Origin of the sequence: Labrenzia sp. CP4, assembly GCF_001579905.1 — a bacterium.
GTDB classification, from domain to species: domain Bacteria; phylum Pseudomonadota; class Alphaproteobacteria; order Rhizobiales; family Stappiaceae; genus Roseibium; species Roseibium algicola.
This window is the reverse complement of record NZ_CP011927.1, coordinates 23,052-42,774: the sequence shown is the minus strand read 5'-3', so window position 1 is coordinate 42,774 and position 19,723 is coordinate 23,052. Positions and strand designations below refer to the sequence as shown.

Below are 19,723 nucleotides of genomic sequence, written 5' to 3'. Positions count from 1 at the left end.
ATCAGGGCCTTGTTTTCATGAAGGATTCGAAATCGGGAATTCCTTCCGGCATGGTTTCGGTCCTGTCGAAACAGCCGAACGTGCCACCGTCTTTCATGTCTTCGGCAGCAGCAATGAAGGCGCGGTAGGCAAGCCGTGCCAGACCTGCCCCGATGGAGACACGCGTAACGCCCATGTCGCCCAGTTCCTTGCGGGTCAGGTGGAAGTTCTTGCGCCCGGCCAGGACGTTCATCGGCGCTTTCACGGCGGCCAGAACGGCGGCAATCTGTTCCTTGTCCTTCAGCTCCGGTGCATAGACGCAATCGGCACCCGCCTCTGCAAAGGCGTTCAGGCGCTTGATGGTCTCGTCAAGTTCATGCTGCGTCTGGACGGGTCCTTCACTGCGGGCAGTCAGAACGAAATCCGGCGCCAGCCGGTTCTTGGCATCCACCGCAGCCTTGATCCGCTCCACCGCCAGCTCCAGTTCGTAGTAGGGATGTTTCGGATCGGTTGTGTAATCCTCGATAGAGCAGCCGGCGAGGCCAACCTCGATCGCCCCCTTGACCGTTGCCACCACATCGTCCGGGCTGTCGCCGAACCCGTTCTCCAGGTCACCGTTCACCGGCACGCTGGTCGCGGCAATGATGTCGGCGGCATGTCCGAGCGCATCGTCGCGCGTGATCAGTCCTTCGGCATCCTTCACGCCTTGCGTCCAGGCATATCCGGCGCTGGACGTGGCCATCGCGTCAAACCGCAACCCGTCCAGAATGCGGGCTGTGCCGATATCGAAGGGATTCGGCATCAGGAAAGCACGCCCTTTTTCGTGAAGAGCTTTGAAGGCGGCACGGCGTTTGGCTGCGGTCGGCATGGCCGGATCTCCCTTGAGGTGTATTTCGCAAAGATTACCGTTAAAGTTTAAATCGGCAATGCGATCCCTTTATGATGGGTGCGATGTTGCTCAGGTAAGATCCAGTTTAGCCAGAATCGGGGCGCCAGTTTGGAAAAACCGTGATTCCAGCGAAACGCCTTGTCTTTGCGTTCGCAGCGCCGTTTGATGGTGAAAGCGCCAGCAGGCAGATCCAGGGAGGTTGCCATGCCGGAAGATCCCACGACACTTTCAGATTTCAACGACCCGATAACAACGGTTGACCAGCTCGAAGCCCATGCCGGAACCGCGCCCGAAAAGGTGAGGGTAAAGGAGATCAAGGCACTGGACGACCTGTGCAGGCAGTTCATTGCACGGTCCCCCTTCTGCCTGATCGCGACGGTTGATCCGGAGGGCGTGATCGATGTGAGCCCCAAGGGGGACCCGGCCGGTTTTGTCACCGTCTTGAGCGACACAGTGCTGGCGATCCCCGACCGCCCCGGAAACCGCCGCCTCGACAGCTACCACAATCTGCTGAAGGACCCGCGCGTCGGACTTATTTTCCTGATCCCGGGCAAGGGCGAGACCTTGAGGGTGTCGGGCAGAGCCCGCATCGTCCGGGATGCCTGGTTGCTGGAACGGATGCAGGTGGAGGGCAAACAGCCGTCGATGGCGCTGGCAGTGGAGATCACCCGGGCATTCATGCATTGCCCGAAGGCCATGGTCCGCTCGAAGATCTGGGAACCGGAAAGCTGGCGCAATGCTGATGACCTGGGCGACATCGGCGATGCGATGATCCGGCATGGCAAACTGGAACAGACCCCGGAGGCACTTCTGGAAGAAGCCACCTCCGAAGGCTTGCTCAGGCTTTATTGATCAGGTCCATGCAGTGCGTGAGACCCTTGCCGCGTAGCAGCCGCGGCGAGCAAAATGCAGGTGAATGTAGTCGACTTGCGGATTGTCGAAGAACGTCCGGATGACACCTTCCAGCTCGCGGCCTTCAACGACTTCCGCATCGATCATCTCGTGGGCCCGGTTGAAGGCGCGGGCCGACAGCAGGCGCTTTGCCACGACTTCCGGGATGGTGTCAGGGGCCGGATGGCTTTCCTTCGCACCATCGGCGACAAAGATCGCATGCCGGGAGCGGTAGGGCGTTTCGCCTGGTTGATGCTCGAAATTGAGCAGGTAAACCCGGGTTCCCGGGGCTGCATCGGCAAGTGACACACGGCAGGGAAACGCGCCGTCCGAAATGTGCACCTGAATGCCCTTCTGCGCGAGTTCCGTGTCACTCAGGCTGCTCAAATGTGCAAACTCGGTGGCGGGAAGAGGCTCGATCTGAAACATGGTGTTGTCTCCTCAATGGTTGTGAGAAGACCCTAGGCGGCTCAAAACGCCCAATCGACCCGATTTGCGAGCGGGAATATATTTTCCCGCTGCCGGTCTGTCAGACCGGGTTTTTGACACCTGCCCGGCGTGCCATACCCAGGGAAACCGGCGCGGTTTCTTCAAAGCCGAATTGGGCATAAAGCGCATTGGCGGGAACATCGGCAATCAGGCTGACATAGGTCGAGGGCGGGAATGCGCTTTCGATATGGGCAGTCAGGGCTGCCATGATGCGCTTGCCAAGGCCCTGCCCCTGGTAGGCGGGCAAAACCGCGATATCCGTCACCTGGACAAAACAGCCGCCGTCACCAATGAGACGCCCCATGCCGATCGCTTCATCGCCGTCATATAGCATCACGCAAAACAGGCTGTTCCTCAGCCCGATTTCCGCCGCGTCCCTGCCGTAGCCGCTCAGCCCGGAATCGACCCGCAGGCGCAAATAGGTATCGACGTCGGGGACCTGGGTCTTCAGCGAGATTGACATGCAGTGTCCTGGAATCGGCTGCAACAAGGAGGGAACTCGACCCTAGCCGATCGCACCGGTGCTGGCCATCGGAATAGACATGCTCTAGCCGGTCAGGGGCTGTTGACCCCAGGCACGCTGCTTTGCATTGACGGCTCAAGACAAACGACATCTTGCGTTCCTGCGGTGTTCTAACCGATAACGGCAGGTGGCTGACAAAATTCGGCCACGTACCGGAACGAGAAGACTGAGCAGACGTGGATTTTTTCAATCTCCAGCCCGGGGAATGGCAGGCCCTTCTCTTGACCCTCAAGGTCGCTTCTGCCGCCCTCGCTGTCGCGCTGCCGCTTGCCGTTCTGATGGCCTTCGTACTTGCCCGCTACCGGTTCACCGGCCACGGCGCCGTCAATGCTCTTGTGCATCTGCCGCTCGTCTTGCCACCGGTGGTCACGGGCTACGTGCTGCTGCTGACCTTTGGCCGCAAGGGTCCGGTCGGATCGTTTTTGGACAGTGTCTTCGGTGTCACCTTCGCCTTCAATTGGACCGGCGCAGCGCTCGCTGCCGGTGTGATGGCTTTTCCGTTGATGGTCAGGCCGATCCGTATTTCCTTCGAAGCCGTGGATCCGAAACTGGAAGAAGCGGCCAAGTCTCTCGGTGCCCATCGCCTGACCGCCTTTCTGACGGTCACCCTGCCTCTTGCCCTGCCGGGCATTCTTGGTGGCGCGATCCTGGGTTTTGCAAAGGCCATGGGCGAATTCGGTGCGACCATAACCTTCGTCTCCAACATTCCGGGGGAGACAAGAACCCTGTCCCTGGCACTCTATACCGCCACCCAGACCCCTGGTGGAGAACTGGCTGCCTTCCGCCTGACGCTGATTGCGGCCTTTGTCGCCTTCGCGGCGCTGATCGCCTCGGAAGCACTGGCGCGCCGATTGCGCGCGCGCATGGGGGGCGGTCATGCTTGATGTCGACATCACCGGCCGTGTCGGTCAGCTCGATCTTGAAGCCCGGTTCAACAGCCGTGGTGGGGTGACATCGCTTTTCGGCCAGTCGGGGGCCGGCAAGACAACGCTCACCAACATGATCGCCGGGCTGATCAAGCCGCTCAGCGGACATATCACCGTCAACGGCACGACCCTTTTCGACGCGAACAAGAATATCAACCTCTCGGTGCAGGCACGCAGGATCGGTCACGTCTTTCAGGATGCCCGGCTGTTCCCGCATCTCAGCGTTGCCTCGAACCTCACCTATGCGCGCTGGGCGGGCCGCAGGCCTGGGACCCGGGACATGGCCGAAGTGGTCGATCTGTTGGGGTTGGGCGGGCTCCTGGAGCGAAAGCCCGGAACTCTTTCTGGCGGCGAGAGGCAACGGGTGGCCATCGGGCGGGCGCTTCTGTCGGACCCGCGGCTCCTGATCATGGACGAGCCGCTGGCCAATCTCGATCAGGCGCGGCGAAACGACATTCTTCCCTATCTGGACCGTCTGTGCGTGGAAGCGGGAATCCCGATCCTCTATGTCAGCCATTCCATCGAGGAGGTGGCGCGCCTGTCCAACACGCTCGTGATCCTGTCGGATGGACGCACGCCCGCCTTTGGACCGGTGGCCGACATGCTCGCCCGGACCGATCTGGGCCGGGCAACCGGCCGTCACGAGGCCAGTGCGCTGCTGGAAGGTACCGTCACCAGATGTGACCCGGACTGGGGCCTGACCGATGTCGATATCGGCGGAGCCACACTGCAGATTCCGGATATGGCAGCCGTGCCGGGCGATGCGGTGCGCCTGCGCATCCGGGCCAGGGACGTTGCCCTGGCGGTCAAGCCGCCGGAGGGTCTGTCCATCCGCAATGCCTTCGCGGCGACGATCCGCAGTATCTCCAGTGAAAGCGGTCCCTATGCGGAAATCTTGTGCTCCGTCAACGGTCAGGTGCTGCGTGCCCGCATCACGCGCGCGTCCGTTGCCGACCTCGATCTCCATACAGGCAAGGACGTCACGGTTCTGATCAAGAGCGTTGCCATTGACCGGCGCCAGCGTGCGCCGGCCCTCTCGGACACGGCGACCGGGGAGGATTTCGCTGGATAAGGCTCCCGCTTCACGCGGCGCGCGGCTTGTTTATACTGACGCGATGTTGCGCAAGACCAAGCGCCGGACCTGGCGCAGGCTGAAGATCGGTATCGGAGCGGCGGCGATCCTGTCGACGGTCGCACTGATGTGGCTGACCGGGCTTGCCAGCTTGCGGATCACGCTTGCGGAGGTGGAAACCGGTGCGCGGGCCAATCTTGCGGTTCAGACAGCCGTTCTCGAAAGACTTCTCGACAAGTTCCGCCTGCTGTCGCCGCTGTTGGCACGTGGTCCGGATATCGGTCAGTTGCTGATGAGCACGGGCAGGTCTGGAGACCCTGGCATCGCCGCGATCGCTGCCGGCATGTCGGGCGCGGAAGAGATCTGGCTGATGGACAGGCAAGGCAATGTCGTAGTCTCCAGCCAGGATGGTGTGCCGACGGGCTCCTTTGGCGGGGCGGAACGCATCGGACATGCCTTCGAACAGGCCCTACAGGGCCAGCTCGGCCGGCAGCTCATTCCCGGTACGCCAGAGGCCGCATCGAACTATGTCTTCGCCTCGCCCTTGCGTCGTGGCAGCTCCATCGTCGGCGTGATTGCCGTCCGGGTCAGTCTGGAAGACGTCGAGCAGGCCTGGGCACTCAGCAAGGAACCGCTGGTCGCGCTGGATGGCAGTGGCCGGATTGTGGTCACCAATGTGCCCGCATGGCGCGGCAAACGGATGGACGAGCTTTCTGTCGGCCGGGATATCGCCGACATGTCGGTGGCGGAGCGCATCGAGGTCCTGCTGCCGGCAACGCCGTCTCCCTACTATTACCTGCAATTGACCGAGAACTTGGCCGTTCTCGGCTGGCAGGTCAGAACGCTTGTGACGATCGAGGATGCCCGCCAGCGATCCGGCTGGGCCATGCTGGTCGCGCTTCTGGTCTGCGTGATCGCCGCCGGAGGTATCGCCATCCTGATCGTCAGGCGGGAAGAATTCGTGCGCCAGGAACGGCGCAACCGGGCGAGCGCACTGCGCCTGGAGCGCCGTGTGCAATCACGGACTGCGGATCTTCGCCGCACCAACGTCCTTCTGGAACAGGAAGTGCGCGAGCGCGAACAGGCTGAAGCCGATTTGCGTCTGGCCCAGGCCGAACTCGTGCAGGCAGCCAAGCTCGCAACGCTCGGCCGGATGTCTGCGGCTCTCAGTCACGAGTACAACCAGCCACTGGCAGCTATCCGTTCCGATGCCGAAGTGGCAGGCATGCTGATCGAGCGGGGGCGTGCGGACGAGGCCCTCGGCAATCTCTCGCGGATCGAAGGCATGGTCAGCCGCATGGCCGAAATCGCCAAGACGCTGAAAGGCTTCACGCGCAAGTCGGGCACCGACATCAAGCCGGTGTCCCTGCGCCAGGTGATCGACGAGGCAACGCTTCTGCTGCAGCCACATATCAAGCAGAGCAAGGTGCGTCTCGATCTGGCGCTGCCGACAGAGGATATCATCGTCAAGGGCGGGCGCATCCGCCTGGAGCAGGTGGTCATCAATCTCCTGTCCAACGCTCTGGATGCCGTCAGCGGCAACGCCGCATCGCTTGCCATGCCCGAAGTGCGGCTGGAACTGAGGCAGGAAGGCAGCGAAGCGGTTCTGACCGTCAGTGACAACGGCACAGGCATCGATGCCGATGTGCTGCCACAGATCTTCGACCCGTTTTTCACCACCAAGGATGTCGGCGCCGGGCTCGGGCTGGGCTTGTCGATTGCCTACAAGATCGTTCATGACTTTTCCGGATCGCTGAAGGCGGCGAATCGCGACGGTGGCGGTGCGGTGTTCACCATGCGCCTGCCGGTGGCCGATGAGCATGTCCTTGCAGCGGAATGAAATGAGATAGGCGTTAATGGATCAGGCGACCGTCCTACTGATAGACGATGAAGCGGACCTGCGCGGCTCCTTGAGCCAGGGGCTGGAGTTGTCCGGCCAGGCGGTGTTTGCAACCGGCGAACCGGAAGAAGCCCTGGAACGGGTCAACCGCGGGTTCTACGGCGTGCTTGTTACAGATATTCGCATGCCCGGGACGGACGGGTTCCAGGTCATGAAGCGGGCCTTCGAGATCGATCCCGCCCTGCCCGTGGTGCTGATCACCGGCCATGGCGATGTGCCACTGGCGGTCGAGGCCATGCGCGCCGGTGCCTATGATTTCATGGAAAAGCCCTTTTCCGTTTCGCGCCTTGCCTCCGTGGTGGAACGCGCGCTCGACAAGCGCCGGCTGGTGCTGGAAAACCGAAAGCTGCGCGAGGAGCTGGCAGACCGAACGGGCCTTGAAAGCCGTCTCGTGGGGCGCACCGCCGCCATGGAACTGCTTCGCCGCAATGTCACGGCCCTGGCGGCAACCGATGCCGATGTGCTGATCCTGGGCGAGACCGGCTCCGGCAAGGAGGTGGTCGCCCGGGCACTGCATGACGAAGGACCGCGCAAGGAAAAGCCTTTCGTCGCCCTCAATTGCGGGGCGCTTCCCGCCGAAATCATCGAATCTGAACTCTTCGGCCACGAGAAGGGCGCCTTTACCGGTGCCAGCGGACAGCGCATCGGCAAGCTGGAACATGCCCATGGTGGCACCGTGTTTCTGGACGAAATCGAATCCATGCCGCTGGAACTGCAGGTCAAGCTGCTGCGCGTGATCGAGACCCGGACAATCGAACGGCTCGGCTCCAACAAGGCGATCGAACTGGATGTGCGCTTCATTGCGGCCACCAAGGAAGACCTTGAGGCCGCCGGCAAGGAAGGCCGGTTCCGGCTGGACCTGTTCTACCGGCTCAATGTCGTCAACGTTGCCATACCACCGTTGCGCGACCGGCTGGAGGATATCCCTCTCCTGTTCCGGCATCTGGCGGTGGAAGCCCGGGCACGCTACCGGCGCGAGATCCCGGATATCAACGAGGAATACCTCGCCGAGCTGATGGCTCGGGACTGGCCGGGCAACGTCCGCGAGTTGCGCAATGTCGCCGACCGTTTCGTGCTCGGTGTCGAGCTGGTCAACGCGCCCAGCAGCGGGGCCGGATCCACCTTGTTCGAACAGGTCGCGACATATGAACGGGCGTTGATCGTCGCCGAACTCAAGCGCAACGACGGTGCCATCAAGCCCACTTACGAGAACCTTGGGCTCTCGCGAAAGGCGCTCTACGAGAAAATGCGCAAATACGGTCTCGGCAAGGACGAAGCGCTTTCCGTCTGACAATGACCTGATTTCCTTGCCGTCCCGGCTCGCTGGGCGGGTCGGCAAAACGAATGGCCGAAAAAAGTTTCGGGCCGGTGTCACAAATCGCTGCACCCGGTCGTCAACCCTGTGTCACACCCTGAAACCTGAATGGAAGACACGCCAATGACGACCTCTAATGCCATCAATCACTACGAAAATGTCCCCGATATCGTGAAGCGATTCGTCGCTGCCAGCGGTGAGATCGGCAAGGCAGGGCTGGAGCCGAAACTGCGGCATCTCATCGATCTGCGTGCCTCGCAGATCAACCAGTGTGCCTATTGTGTGAAGATGCACACCCAGGAAGCACTCGACGCGGGCGAGACCCAGGAGCGTTTGCAGCGCCTGACGGTCTGGCGGCACGTTGATGACTACACGCCGGCGGAGAAGGCGGCCTTTGCCTGGACGGAAGCCTTGACCAGTCTTCAGGTCGATACGAACTATGAGGCATTGCGCGGTGAATTGCGCCGCCACTTCGATGACGCCGAGATCAGTGCGATCACCGCCGCGGTCGCAATGATCAATCTGTGGAACCGGGTACAGGTATCGAACCACTGACATGAGTGACGCTCCAGGCATCGATGTTTTCGAGACGGTACGCCCGAAGCTGATGGGGCTGGCCTATCGCATGCTCAGCTCCATGGCGGATGCCGAGGATGCGGTGCAGGACACATACCTGAAGTGGCAATCCACGGATCGTGCCGGCATCCTGAATCCGGAAGCATTCCTCACCACGGTCTGCACCAATTGCTGCCTGGACACTCTCAAGGCCGCTCACAGGAAACGGGTCGACTATGTCGGCCCGTGGATCCCCGAACCGCTTCAGTTCGAAAGTGGCTCAGACCCGGAGACCGACCTGGACAGGGCACAATCCCTGACGACAGCGTTCCTCCTGCTGCTGGAGCGCCTCAGCCCAAAGGAGCGCGCCGCCTACCTGCTGCGCGAGATCTTCGCAAAGCCCTATGACGAAGTTGCCGAAACTCTGGGGGTTACCGAGCAGGCCTGCCGCCAGTTGGTGTCCCGCGCAAGCAGACATGTGCAGGGTCCGACCTCCCGTTTTGTTCCTCCGGCCGATCATCAGGACCGGATCCTGTCTGCCTTTCTCACTGCGATTGAAACAGGGTCCACGGACCACCTGACGGGTCTTCTCGCCGAAACCGTACAACTCCAGTCCGATGGTGGCGGCAAGGCAACGGCCATGAGCCGGATCCTGGAAGGCGCGGACGAGGTCGCTCGTTACGCGGTTCTTATTCTTGGCCGCCTCTGGGAGCCCTGCCGGATCAAAATACTGGATCTGAACGGCACACGTGGCCTCGTCATGTTCTACGGTGACGAGATCGTGACAGCTGTGATGTTCGCCTATGACGCCGATGGGCGGCTGGAGCGTATCTACAACATGCGCAATCCGGACAAGCTGGCACGCCTGAAGGTCAAGCTGCGCCACGACCGGTCTTCAGGCGCTATCTGGCACTGATAATTCGCCGCTTTACGGCTTAAAATATGATGTAGCAGGCCGGAAATGTGTCGGTTTCGACACATCAGGTTTGATGCCATGTGTCTGACTCGACCCATAAACGAAAGTCTCTCCCGACCAGGTTCATTTGAAACTTTTTGTTAACCTGCAGAAATCGGCGCTTTTTGTTGCTCTTCCGGCACTTGGCACGGACTTTGCCAATAGGGTGCCGACCAGCCACCACGCTGTCCGGCCCGAATGGCCGTCATACTGAAATGTCTGGGAGGACATCCGATGAAAAAATTCGCTCTCGCCGCAGCTATCGCGGCGTCTCTGGCCCTGTCTGCGAACGCTTATGCGGCTGACGATTGCAATGACGGTGAAATCGTCATCAAGTTCAGCCACGTGGTTGCCGCAACCGGCCACCCGAAAGGCGACGCTGCCACGCTGCTGGCGGAACGCGTCAACGACGAGATGAACGGCAAGGCCTGCATGCAGGTGTTCCCGAACTCTCAGCTGTTCGACGACGACAAGGTAATGGAAGCTCTTCTGCTCGGCGATGTTCAGCTTGCTGCGCCGTCGCTTTCCAAGTTCGAAGCCTACACGCTGAAGTTCCGCCTGTTCGACCTGCCGTTCCTGTTCCAGGATCTGGACGCCGTCGAGCGCTTCACCACCGGTGAAAACGGCAAGGAACTCCTGAACTCCATGACCGACTACGGTTTCCAGGGCCTCGGCTACTGGAGCTCCGGACTGAAGCAGTTCTCCGCCAACAAGCCGCTGCTGGTTCCGGACGACGCAAAAGGCCTGAAGTTCCGCGTGCAGACCTCTGACGTGGCTGTTGCCATGATCGAAGCCATGGGCGCCAATGCTCAGAAGCTGGCCTTCAAGGAAGTCTACGGCGCACTGCAGACCGGTGTTGTGGACGGTCAGGAAAACTCCTGGTCCAACATCTACACCCAGAAGTTCTTCGAAGTGCAGGACGGCATCACCGAAACCAACCACCAGCTGCTTGCTTACCTGCTCGTCACTTCTGACGAGTGGCTGGACAGCCTGGATCCGGAAGTTCGTGACCAGTTCCTGACCATCGTGGAAGAAGTCACTGCAACCGCAAACGGTAACGTGGCAGCTGCTGAAGCCAAGAACCGCCAGAACGTTCTGGATGCCGGTTCCACCATTCGTGAACTGACCCCGGAGCAGCGCAAGGCATGGGTTGGCGCCATGAAGCCGGTTTGGGACAAGTTTGAAGGCGATATCGGTAAGGACCTGATCGACTCCGCCGTCGCTTCCAACAACGCCAGCTAAGGCTGACCTGAAACAACTCCTGGAAGGGCCGGATCGTCCGGCCCTTCTGCCAAGGTCCCGCGGCCGCCCGCGCAACCATGCCGGCGGACACGCTGATAACCAAGAGGCCAATTCGGGGGAAACGCATGCAACGCGTCGACAATTGGGTCACGCGCTTCGAGGAAGGTGTACTCGCCTTTCTCCTGGCCGCCATGACCATCGTATCCTTCACCCAGGTGGTGGCGCGATACGGCTTTAATTCCGGCTGGACCGGTGCCCTGGAATTCACACGTATCCTGTTCGCCTGGCTGATCCTGTTCGGCATGAGCTATGGCGTCAAAATCGGCTCGCATCTGGGCGTCGATGCGGTCATCCGCCTGTTTCCCAAGCCGGTGTTCCGGGCTGTTGCCGTATTCGGTGCACTCTGCGGCGTTGTCTATGCGCTGACGCTGCTCTGGTCGGAGTGGCTGCACATCTTCGGTCTCGATACCAGAGGCGGCGCGATCGACTATTGGTCCAAGATGTACAAGATCGGCATCGGTCTCGATGACCTGCGCTATCCCGACGCGATCATTGAAACCTTCGGCACGAAAGAGCGGGTCCAACGCTGGATCGCCTATCTGATCCTGCCCATCGGCCTGTTCCTGTTCATGTTCCGCTGCATCCAGGCGGCCTGGCAGATCATTACCGGCGAGCGCGAGATGATGATCGCCGCGCATGAGGCGGAAGACCTCGTCGCTGAAAACAAAGACGTCTTGAAGGACTGAGGCCGGGGCAATGGAAGCAGCAATTCTCTTCATTCTCGTCCTCGGCTTCTTGTTCCTGGGCGTTCCGATCTCCATTTCGCTCGGCTTGTCCAGCGTTCTGGCGATTGCCATCTTCTCCAACGATTCCATCTCGTCGGTGGCGCTGCAGCTGTTCACGGCGTCGCAGAACTACACACTCCTGGCGATTCCCTTCTTCATTCTGGCATCGGCCTTCATGTCGACGGGCGGTGTTGCCAAGCGCATCATCCGCTTCTCGATCGCGTCCGTCGGTGCGATCCGGGGCGGTCTGGCCATCGCCGGCGTCTTCGCCTGCATGCTGTTTGCAGCTCTGTCAGGCTCCTCGCCCGCAACCGTCGTTGCCATCGGTACCATCGCCATCGCCGGCATGCGGCAGGCAGGCTACACGAAAGAGTTTGCCGCGGGCGTCATCGCCAATGCCGGTACGCTCGGCATCCTGATCCCGCCTTCCATCGTCATGGTGGTCTATGCGGCTGCAACCAACGTTTCCGTTGGCCGCATGTTCCTTGCCGGTGTGGTTCCAGGGCTGATCGCCGGTCTGATGCTGATGATCGCCATCTATGTCATGGCACGCGTCAAGAACCTGCCGGCCCAGCCGTGGCCGGGCTTCAAGGAAATCTGGCATGCCATGATGGAAGCAGCCGTCGGCCTGTTCCTGATGGTCATCATCCTGGGCGGCATCTACGGCGGTATCTTCACCCCGACCGAAGCTGCGGCAGTGGCGGCCGTTTACGCCTGTCTGGTGGCACTCTTCGTCTATCGTGACATGGGCCCGCTCAGTGGCATTCGCTGGGTGCAGGAACAGGACGGCCCTCTGGGACTGGCCGGTTTCAAGACCATCACCTACGGGTTTGCCGCAATGTTCGCCTGGTCGAGCATCGCCGGCATGGTCACGGACAGACAGGGTTTCTACGGCATCGACAGTGCCATTGTCCTGCTGGCTGCGCTGATTGGCTATCCGCTTCTGCGTGGCCGTGTCAGCCCTGCCGAGCTGCCGTCGATCTATGGTATCGGCGCAAAGATCTGGGGTCGGAATATCGGACTGATCGTCTGGAAGTTTCTTCCGGCCATGTTCCACAAGGACACCAAGAAGGTGATGGTGGATGCGGCGAAGACGACCATCATGCTGATGTTCATCATCGTCAACGCCCTGCTGTTTGCCCACGTGCTGACATCGGAGCGGATTCCGCAGGCAATCACCGACTGGATGGTCGGAGCCGGTTTTAACTGGTTCACCTTCCTGATCGCGGTCAACCTGCTGCTGCTGCTTGGTGGTCAGTTCATGGAACCGTCGGGCCTGCTTCTGATCGTGGCGCCGGTGGTATTCCCGATCGGCATGGAACTCGGCGTCGATCCGGTTCACCTCGGCATCATCATGGTCGTGAACATGGAAATCGGCATGATCACGCCACCAATCGGGCTCAATCTGTTCGTCACATCGGGGATAACGGGGATGAGTCTGGTGCAGGTGGTCAAGGCGGCAGCGCCGTTCGTGCTCATCCTGCTCCTGTTCCTCATCCTGGTGACCTATGTCCCGGCCCTGTCCACCTGGCTGCCCTACAGCCTGATGGGACCGGAAATCATCACAAACCGGTAACGACCCGGACCATCCTGACACTCCAACGGCGGGCCTTGCCCGCCGTTTTTTTGTTTGCCGATTAGATGACCAGTCCACATGTCCCTGACCCGCCCTCCTCCTCACCACCTCATCCTGAGGAGCCCGGCTGTACCGGGCTCCTCAGGATGAGGGTGATGGGAATGGGGGAGGTGGGAGTGGTGATCGTGGAACAAAAAAGCCGGCCCTGTTGGGACCGGCTTGAAAAGGTCTGCTGTAAAGGCTTGCTTAGACGATGCTGCCGAGTTTCATGGCAACGCTCATGTCACCTTCCACCTGCATCTTGCCGCCCATGAAGGCAGCCGTCGGATTCAGATCACCCGAGAGAAGGTCACCGAGGTCTTCGGCGGACATCTTGATGGTGCAGTCTGCCTCGTCATCTTCGTTGGAAACGCTGGAGCCTTGCAGGAAGATGATACCCGTTTCCCCAAGATCGAACTTGACGGATTCTTCAATGCCGCCATCGGCAACCTTCGCGCGGACACCTTCGGTAAGCTGTTCCAAGGACATGTCGTTTTCTCCCGTTTGAATTGGGCCGGAGCCCGTCTTTGCCCTCTTGAAGCATGACGTTTACGTAATCGTCAAGTAGAAATCTGTGTCGAAAGAGATGCGCCGCCGGGAGCGTTTCGCCACACGCTCCGTCATCCCATGGCTTGACCATGGGATCCATGTCGCTTCATCGGCAGCGCGGCCGCCGTGATCATCGCATGGATTGCCGGATCAAGTCCGGTAATGACGGAGAATTTCAACATTTCGCGGTGCCAGAGGCAATCCAACTGACAGGTTCGTCAGATCAATGGTTGTCCCGTGGCAGCCCCTTGGTATGCGCGACGTCCTGGTATTTAACCGCCGGCTCCAGAACCATGCCCTTGTCGAACTGCCCGATCATTGCACGCTGGATCTCCTGCCAGGGTGTCTGGCTCTCCGCAATCTTGAAGCCGCCCGCCGCCTCCAGGTCCGTACGACGTTGTGCAAGCTCCTCATCGGAAATCAGGATGTCGGCAGTGCCCTTCCTCAGATCGATGCGCACACGGTCCCCGCTTTTCAAAAGCGCGAGTCCGCCCATGGCGGCAGCTTCCGGTGATGCGTTCAGGATCGACGGCGAACCGGATGTACCCGACTGACGGCCGTCGCCGATGCAGGGCAGGGATGTTATCCCGCGTTTGATCAGGGCTGCGGGTGGCTGCATGTTGACCACCTCGGCACCGCCCGGATAACCGATCGGGCCGGTGCCGCGAATGAACAGCATGCAGTGCTCATCGATCTCAAGGTCCGGATTGTCGATGTTGTCGTGGTAATCCTCCGGCCCTTCGAACACTACGGCACGGCCCTCGAACGCTTCCGGATCGTCCGGATTGGAGAGATAGCGGTCGCGGAACTCTTCCGAGATGACGCTGGTCTTCATGATGGCGCTGTCGAACAGGTTGCCCTTCAGGTTGATGAAACCGGCCTTGTCTTTCATCGGATTGTTGAATGGCTTGATGACGTCCGGCAGGTCTGTGACGACACCGTCGCAATTGTCGCCGATGCCCTTGCCGTTGACGGTGAGCGCGCCCGGATGCGGCAGCTTGCCGTTTCGCATCAGCTCCGCGACGACGGCAGGCACGCCGCCTGCGTGGAAGTAATCCTCGCCCAGATATTCTCCGGCCGGCTGCAGATTGACCAGCAGCGGCACGTCATGGCCGATCTCCTGCCAGTCGTCGTTGTCCAGTTCAACACCCAGATGGCGGGCAATGCCGTTCAGATGGATCGGTGCATTGGTCGAACCGCCGATGGCCGAGTTGACGACAATGGCGTTCTCAAACGCTTCGCGGGTCATGATGTCGGAGGGTTTCAGGTCCTCGCGTACCATGTCGACAATGCGTTTGCCGGTCTCGTAGGAAATTGCACCGCGCTCACGGTAGGGCGCCGGAATGGCGGCCGCCCCCGGAAGCTGCATGCCCAGGACTTCGGCCAGCGAGTTCATGGTCGTCGCCGTGCCCATGGTGTTGCAGAAGCCGACGGACGGCGCTGCAGAGGCGACGAGATCCATGAAACCCTTGCGATCGATCTCGCCTGCGGCAAGCATCTGGCGGGCCTTCCAGACGACGGTACCGGAACCCGTGCGCTCGCCCTTGTACCAGCCGTTCAGCATCGGACCGACGGACAGCGCGATGGCCGGAATATTCACCGTCGCGGCGGCCATCAGGCAGGCAGGTGTGGTCTTGTCGCAGCCGATTGTCAGCACCACGCCGTCGATGGGGTAACCGTACAGCAGTTCAACGAGACCAAGATAGGCCAGGTTCCGGTCCAGTGTCGCGGTCGGGCGCTTGCCGGTTTCCTGGATCGGGTGAACCGGAAATTCGAAGGCAATACCACCGGCCTCGCGAATACCTTCGCGCACACGCTTTGCCAGCTCCAAATGGTGGCGGTTGCAGGGCGAAAGGTCAGACCCGGTCTGGGCGATGCCGATAATCGGTTTGCCCGACTGCAGCTCTTCACGTGTGATGCCGAAATTCAGGTAACGCTCGATATAGAGCGCGGTCATGCCCGGATTGTCGGGATTGTCGAACCAGGCGGCGGACCGCAGTTTCGGTGTTTTGGTGTCGCTCATGTCGCGTCGCCCCTCAATGCACTCACAAAGTGTCAAAAGCCGATAAACACCAGCTCCATGAGGCTGTAAAGGCGCTGAAACCCGATTTCGGTTCCACAATCTGAGAATGCGCCCGTCACGTATTCCGGTGCAGCGTATCTGCAATGGAAAATCGGGCAAATGTCCAAAGGACGGCGAGACAGATAGCGAAAAGAACGGGTGCGGCCGACAGAGGAAGGAGGGTCAAGGCACCGCACAGGCCGGCGAAAAGCCAGAGACCTGACAGCAGCCGGCGGGCGTGGACGGCCAGCAGATTGCGGCGCATGGCCAGCGCTTTCAGGGCAGTGAAGGCTCCAATGTCGTCGGTGTCGCTGACAACAAGGGGGGAATGCCTTGCATCCGTCCCGTCCTTTCCGGGCGTGGCGCCTTCGCGCAGTTCCAGCGCCATGCGGTCCTGCGACAGAGTCAGGACTAGGGGAGGCATGTCCGGAAAGCAGCGGGAGGCGGCCTCGGGCGCGGTTTCTCCCGGCTTCGGATCATCGGTCAGCTCTAGGCCAAGCATGCCCGCCAGCGCGCTGCGAGTGTTTGGGCTGTCACCACTGAACAGCCACGGCACGAGGCCCTCTTTGCGCAGGGCCATCCCCGCAACGCCGGCGTCCTGACGCAATGTGCCTTCCAGTCCCAGCACACCCACGACGCGTCCCCCGACCGCGACACGCAGCACCGTCTTGCCGTCTGCTTCCAGCGACCGGGCAATGGCGTCGGCGGTAAAACTGTCGATCTTGAGGCGCTTCAGGAGGTCCGTCGTGCCGATCACCACGGTCTGTCCGCCGAGCAGCGCAACAACACCCAGACCAGGCGTCGGTTCGAACCGGTCCGGCATCTTGAGGGCGACCTGCCACTGGCTGGCCAGTTCGCGCAGGGCCAGGGCGACTGGATGGGATGATCCGGCTTCCGCGGAGGCGGCAACGGCCAGGAGCGTTTTCGGCTCGTTGTTGAAGGCCATGACATTGGTGACCATCAGGTTGGGTCCAGACATCACGGCAGCCTTGTCGATGAGGATATCGCGGGCATGAGCGACCTTGGTGAAGGCGCCGGGGGCAATGTCACGGGCGCCTGCCGCCAGTGCTGCCTTGTGAAAGACCTTGTCCGCGAATGCGTTGATTCCGTCGATCAGTTGCGGCCAGGAAAGAAGCAGAGCGGCGGCAAGAGCGGCCGGGGCCTCGGTCCTGTCGAGGACCCACCACCAGGTACCGGCAGCCAGCAGCGCCAACAGGACAGACCATGCCGCTTGTGGCACTCCGCTGAGGTCACCCCTTGGTGGCAGCAGAACCACACCGAACGCCCGCAGCACCATCAGGAAAGCTGCGGCAAGGGCAGGTGCATTTGTCTGGGGCGATGTCGGACCGGACAGGTGGAAGCCGGTCGAAACGGCAAGCAATCCGGTGCTGACCAGCGCCGTGAAAAGCGTCAAGGGCCGGCCGACAGAGGTGTTGAGCGAAAAAGAGAGGCCGAGAAGCGAAAAAATCGCGGAAAACATGCTGAAAATTAAGGCGCTGTAGGAACCGAAAACCAAAACTGACGTCGCGGCGTCAGAGGGTTCTCCGCCTGCTGTTGCCAGAGCCAGAACAAGGCACACTACGGCAATGACAAGAAAAAATGCCCAAAGAACTGAAATCAATGATGTTTTCGGCATAGCCGGTCGGCTCTCGTATCTGGAATTCTTCTGCTGGAACCGGGTCGTGGGCCAACTGGAGATACAAACGGCACGCCCTGGGGACCGTCTGAAAATGCGGGAGCGGCCGGAGACAGGCAATGCCGCAGAGTCAGTTCGGTAAGCATGTTGCCTGTCCCAGTCGCAGTGCATCGGAATGGGTGCTGACCATTTGTGCAGCGTGGAACTTGAGCGAAACTGAATTGCGGGTAGTATAAAAGGGTAATTTTTTAAACGGCCTGCAAGTATTGAGGGCCTGTATTTAATAGTCCTCTGGACGAAGATTATTTCGGGGTGTGGTATATTAATGGGAGAGCCGAAAGGCTCTCCCTTTTACGTTTGGGCGCGCCGGAAAAACATGGTTAACGTCTGTTAACAATCAGGTCCGGACTAAAAATCAGAATGAATCTATTTGGGTGCAGATCGTAGTGGCGCCCTGGGCGGCAAAAACTGCCCGGTTCGGACTGGATTGTGACTAACGTTTTGCGGTCACCGGAGAATCGGGGTGGGGCTTGGAGTCAAGTCAGCGACTCGGCCGAATCCGAAAAAAGACTCATCTTCAAAGACTTGGGAAGGCCGGCGACAACGCCGCCGGTTCCTTCAGGCCGTTGCGAGGTTTGCCCGCGACAGCAACTCCAGTGACGGCATCAGGTTCAGGAGTTCGCGGGTATAGGGGTGTTGCGGCGCTTCGAAGAGCTGGTCGCAGTCTGCCACCTCGCACAACTCGCCATGGCGCATGACGCCGATGCGGTTGCACATCTGCCGGATCACGGCCAGATCGTGGCTGATGAACAGCATGGTCAGCCCAAGTTCTTCCTGAAGATCCTTCAATAGGTTCAGGATCTGCGCCTGGATCGACACGTCGAGTGCTGAGGTGGGCTCGTCACAGATCAGGAACCTGGGCCGCGTCGCGAGCGCCCGTGCGATGGAGATGCGCTGGCGCTGACCGCCGGAAAACTCGTGCGGAAATTTCCTGCCGGCCGCCGCGCCCAGACCGACATGATCGAGTAGGTCATCGACGATCTGGCGCACTTCCGCATTGCTTGACGCCAGACGGTGGAACTTGATCGGTTCCGCGATGATGTCGCTGACGCGCATGCGGGCGTTCAGCGAGGAATAGGGATCCTGAAAGATCATCTGCATCTGGCGACGCATCGCCAGAACGTCCTTGCGATTCTTGAGCGACGTCAGCTCGGTCTTGCCGAACAGGATCGACCCTCCGGTCGGCTGGTAGAGGCCGGTGATCAGGCGCGCGATGGTCGATTTGCCCGACCCGCTCTCGCCGACAAGACCGAAGGTCTCACCTTCGTTGATGTCGAAACTGACCTTCTTGACCGCCTGGAAGTATTTGCGCTTGGACGGGAAGATCGAGCCACGGGTCTCGAACCGCATGTCGAGGTCCGTTGCCTTGACCAGCGGACCGGACACTTTTTCATAGTCGCGTGCCTTGCCGAGCCAGTGTGTGGCGATGTCGATTTGCTTCTGTGGTGTGCCGGCTTTTTCGATGTAGTTGACCACCGGAAACCGCTCGACCTTGATATCTGGGCGTGGCACGGCGGAAATCAGGCTCTGGGTGTAGGGGTGTTCCGGAGCGCCCAGCACCTGGGTCGTCTCGCCGTATTCCACCAGTTCACCGTGGTACATCACCGCCACATGGTCCGTGATGTCGGCAATCACGCCCATGTCATGGGTGATCACCAGCATGGCGACGTTACGCTCCCGGCACAGCTTCCTCATCAGTTCAAGGATCTGCGCCTGGATGGAAACGTCGAGCGCGGTTGTCGGCTCGTCCGCGATCACCAGTTCAGGTTCCGCACACAGCGCAAGCGCGATGACCACCCTTTGGCGCATGCCGCCGGAAAACTGATGCGGATACTGCTTGATGCGTTCGGGCGCATCTGGAATGCCCACGGCCTCAATCAGTTCGATCGCGCGCTGGCGGGCCTGCGATCCGGAGAGCGGCAAATGGGTGCGGATCGTCTCCACAAGCTGGCTTTCCACCGTCTGCAGCGGATCGAGAGACGTCAGTGGATCCTGGAAAATCATGCCGATCTTTCGGCCGCGCAAACGACGCTTTTCCTTGTAGGGCAATTGGTCGATGCGCTTGCCGTGAAGATAGACTTCACCGCCGGCTATGTGTCCGGGTTCCTGCAGCAGTCCGATCACCGCGTTGCCGACTGTCGATTTGCCTGCACCCGATTCTCCGACGACGCCGAGAACCTTGCCGGCATCGACGCTCAAAGTAACATCATCGACAGCGACGAAGACGGATTTTCGGCCCGGAAACTCGACCCTCAGGTCCTTGATCTCGAGAACGTTCAT

The 19,723-nt window shown here is 60.5% G+C and carries 18 protein-coding genes; 10 read left to right on the top strand and 8 right to left on the bottom strand.

Translation table 11 applies throughout. The annotated features are described in order from the left end of the window. Position 1: 1 nt before the first annotated feature. Both ACP90_RS00195 and ACP90_RS28475 read right to left on the bottom strand, forming a co-directional pair. The gene (locus ACP90_RS00195) at positions 2–847 is read right to left on the bottom strand and encodes an isocitrate lyase/phosphoenolpyruvate mutase family protein (protein WP_062485769.1); all 846 of its coding nucleotides are present in this window, start codon (positions 845–847) and stop codon (positions 2–4) included. A 47-nt stretch (positions 848–894) separates the two neighbouring features. Then, positions 895–1,074: a hypothetical protein gene (locus ACP90_RS28475; protein ID WP_162493103.1), complete on the bottom strand. Its 180-nt coding sequence runs from the start codon at positions 1,072–1,074 to the stop codon at positions 895–897. Between ACP90_RS28475 and ACP90_RS00190 the strand changes: the two genes are divergently transcribed. Further along, positions 1,073–1,720, top strand: coding sequence for a pyridoxamine 5'-phosphate oxidase family protein (locus tag ACP90_RS00190; RefSeq protein ID WP_208993418.1), 648 nt, complete (start codon positions 1,073–1,075; stop codon positions 1,718–1,720). The genes ACP90_RS28475 and ACP90_RS00190 overlap by 2 nt on opposite strands. On the opposite strand, the gene ACP90_RS00185 is transcribed toward ACP90_RS00190, so the two are convergent. Both ACP90_RS00185 and ACP90_RS00180 read right to left on the bottom strand, forming a co-directional pair. Beyond that, a complete protein-coding gene (locus ACP90_RS00185) occupies positions 1,721–2,188 on the bottom strand; it encodes a DUF1203 domain-containing protein (protein WP_062485763.1) in 468 nt (155 codons plus the stop codon). 100 nt (positions 2,189–2,288) lie between these two features. Then, complete coding sequence (locus ACP90_RS00180; protein ID WP_062485760.1) at positions 2,289–2,711, bottom strand: GNAT family N-acetyltransferase; 423 nt, start codon at positions 2,709–2,711, stop codon at positions 2,289–2,291. Between the two features lie 236 nt (positions 2,712–2,947). Between ACP90_RS00180 and modB the strand changes: the two genes are divergently transcribed. The 9 genes from modB (at position 2,948) to ACP90_RS00135 (ending at position 13,097) form a co-directional block, all read left to right on the top strand. After that, on the top strand, positions 2,948–3,655 hold the full coding sequence (modB, locus tag ACP90_RS00175; protein WP_055660401.1) for a molybdate ABC transporter permease subunit: 708 nt from the start codon (positions 2,948–2,950) through the stop codon (positions 3,653–3,655). After that, a complete protein-coding gene (gene modC / locus ACP90_RS00170) occupies positions 3,648–4,769 on the top strand; it encodes a molybdenum ABC transporter ATP-binding protein (protein ID WP_062485757.1) in 1,122 nt (373 codons plus the stop codon). Before modB ends, modC begins: the two co-directional genes overlap by 8 nt. Positions 4,770–4,812: 43 nt before the next feature. Continuing rightward, a complete protein-coding gene (locus ACP90_RS00165) occupies positions 4,813–6,609 on the top strand; it encodes an ATP-binding protein (protein WP_023002314.1) in 1,797 nt (598 codons plus the stop codon). Positions 6,610–6,625: 16 nt separating this feature from the next. Further along, complete coding sequence (locus ACP90_RS00160) at positions 6,626–7,960, top strand: sigma-54 dependent transcriptional regulator (protein WP_023002313.1); 1,335 nt, start codon at positions 6,626–6,628, stop codon at positions 7,958–7,960. Positions 7,961–8,107: 147 nt separating this feature from the next. Next, positions 8,108–8,539, top strand: a complete 432-nt coding sequence (locus ACP90_RS00155; protein WP_031269919.1) for a carboxymuconolactone decarboxylase family protein — start codon at positions 8,108–8,110, stop codon at positions 8,537–8,539. 1 nt (position 8,540) lies between these two features. Further along, positions 8,541–9,455 carry an RNA polymerase sigma factor SigJ gene (gene sigJ, locus ACP90_RS00150; RefSeq protein ID WP_062485754.1) on the top strand — a complete coding sequence of 305 codons (915 nt, stop codon included), beginning with the start codon at positions 8,541–8,543 and terminating at the stop codon, positions 9,453–9,455. Between the two features lie 273 nt (positions 9,456–9,728). Further along, positions 9,729–10,736 carry a DctP family TRAP transporter solute-binding subunit gene (locus tag ACP90_RS00145; protein WP_062485751.1) on the top strand — a complete coding sequence of 336 codons (1,008 nt, stop codon included), beginning with the start codon at positions 9,729–9,731 and terminating at the stop codon, positions 10,734–10,736. Between the two features lie 125 nt (positions 10,737–10,861). Then, positions 10,862–11,482, top strand: coding sequence for a TRAP transporter small permease (locus ACP90_RS00140; protein ID WP_023002309.1), 621 nt, complete (start codon positions 10,862–10,864; stop codon positions 11,480–11,482). Positions 11,483–11,492: 10 nt separating this feature from the next. Beyond that, positions 11,493–13,097 (top strand): TRAP transporter large permease, encoded by a 1,605-nt coding sequence (locus ACP90_RS00135; protein WP_023002308.1) that lies wholly within the window; start codon positions 11,493–11,495, stop codon positions 13,095–13,097. Positions 13,098–13,343: 246 nt separating this feature from the next. Here ACP90_RS00135 and ACP90_RS00130 read toward each other — a convergent pair whose 3' ends face one another. From ACP90_RS00130 to ACP90_RS00115, 4 genes are all read right to left on the bottom strand, one after another. Further along, complete coding sequence (locus tag ACP90_RS00130) at positions 13,344–13,625, bottom strand: SCP2 sterol-binding domain-containing protein (protein ID WP_023002307.1); 282 nt, start codon at positions 13,623–13,625, stop codon at positions 13,344–13,346. Positions 13,626–13,908: 283 nt separating this feature from the next. Next, positions 13,909–15,708: an IlvD/Edd family dehydratase gene (locus ACP90_RS00125; RefSeq protein WP_062485748.1), complete on the bottom strand. Its 1,800-nt coding sequence runs from the start codon at positions 15,706–15,708 to the stop codon at positions 13,909–13,911. A gap of 115 nt (positions 15,709–15,823) precedes the next feature. After that, positions 15,824–17,227 carry an HAD family hydrolase gene (locus tag ACP90_RS00120; RefSeq protein ID WP_062491206.1) on the bottom strand — a complete coding sequence of 468 codons (1,404 nt, stop codon included), beginning with the start codon at positions 17,225–17,227 and terminating at the stop codon, positions 15,824–15,826. Positions 17,228–18,001: 774 nt separating this feature from the next. Further along, positions 18,002–19,723, bottom strand: a complete 1,722-nt coding sequence (locus ACP90_RS00115; protein WP_062485745.1) for an ABC transporter ATP-binding protein — start codon at positions 19,721–19,723, stop codon at positions 18,002–18,004.

Excerpts from the sequence above, each read along its gene's own strand:
- ACP90_RS00195 (WP_062485769.1), bottom strand. The coding sequence starts at position 847 with ATGCCGACCGCAGCCAAACGCCGTGCCGCCTTCAAAGCTCTTCACGAA.
- ACP90_RS00190 (WP_208993418.1), top strand. The coding sequence starts at position 1,073 with ATGCCGGAAGATCCCACGACACTTTCAGATTTCAACGACCCGATAACA.
- ACP90_RS28475 (WP_162493103.1), bottom strand. The coding sequence starts at position 1,074 with ATGGCAACCTCCCTGGATCTGCCTGCTGGCGCTTTCACCATCAAACGG.
- ACP90_RS00185 (WP_062485763.1), bottom strand. The coding sequence starts at position 2,188 with ATGTTTCAGATCGAGCCTCTTCCCGCCACCGAGTTTGCACATTTGAGC.
- ACP90_RS00180 (WP_062485760.1), bottom strand. The coding sequence starts at position 2,711 with ATGTCAATCTCGCTGAAGACCCAGGTCCCCGACGTCGATACCTATTTG.
- modC (WP_062485757.1), top strand. The coding sequence starts at position 3,648 with ATGCTTGATGTCGACATCACCGGCCGTGTCGGTCAGCTCGATCTTGAA.
- ACP90_RS00165 (WP_023002314.1), top strand. The coding sequence starts at position 4,813 with ATGTTGCGCAAGACCAAGCGCCGGACCTGGCGCAGGCTGAAGATCGGT.
- ACP90_RS00160 (WP_023002313.1), top strand. The coding sequence starts at position 6,626 with ATGGATCAGGCGACCGTCCTACTGATAGACGATGAAGCGGACCTGCGC.
- ACP90_RS00155 (WP_031269919.1), top strand. The coding sequence starts at position 8,108 with ATGACGACCTCTAATGCCATCAATCACTACGAAAATGTCCCCGATATC.
- sigJ (WP_062485754.1), top strand. The coding sequence starts at position 8,541 with ATGAGTGACGCTCCAGGCATCGATGTTTTCGAGACGGTACGCCCGAAG.
- ACP90_RS00145 (WP_062485751.1), top strand. The coding sequence starts at position 9,729 with ATGAAAAAATTCGCTCTCGCCGCAGCTATCGCGGCGTCTCTGGCCCTG.
- ACP90_RS00140 (WP_023002309.1), top strand. The coding sequence starts at position 10,862 with ATGCAACGCGTCGACAATTGGGTCACGCGCTTCGAGGAAGGTGTACTC.
- ACP90_RS00135 (WP_023002308.1), top strand. The coding sequence starts at position 11,493 with ATGGAAGCAGCAATTCTCTTCATTCTCGTCCTCGGCTTCTTGTTCCTG.
- ACP90_RS00130 (WP_023002307.1), bottom strand. The coding sequence starts at position 13,625 with ATGTCCTTGGAACAGCTTACCGAAGGTGTCCGCGCGAAGGTTGCCGAT.
- ACP90_RS00125 (WP_062485748.1), bottom strand. The coding sequence starts at position 15,708 with ATGAGCGACACCAAAACACCGAAACTGCGGTCCGCCGCCTGGTTCGAC.
- ACP90_RS00120 (WP_062491206.1), bottom strand. The coding sequence starts at position 17,227 with ATGTTTTCCGCGATTTTTTCGCTTCTCGGCCTCTCTTTTTCGCTCAAC.
- ACP90_RS00115 (WP_062485745.1), bottom strand. The coding sequence starts at position 19,723 with ATGAACGTTCTCGAGATCAAGGACCTGAGGGTCGAGTTTCCGGGCCGA.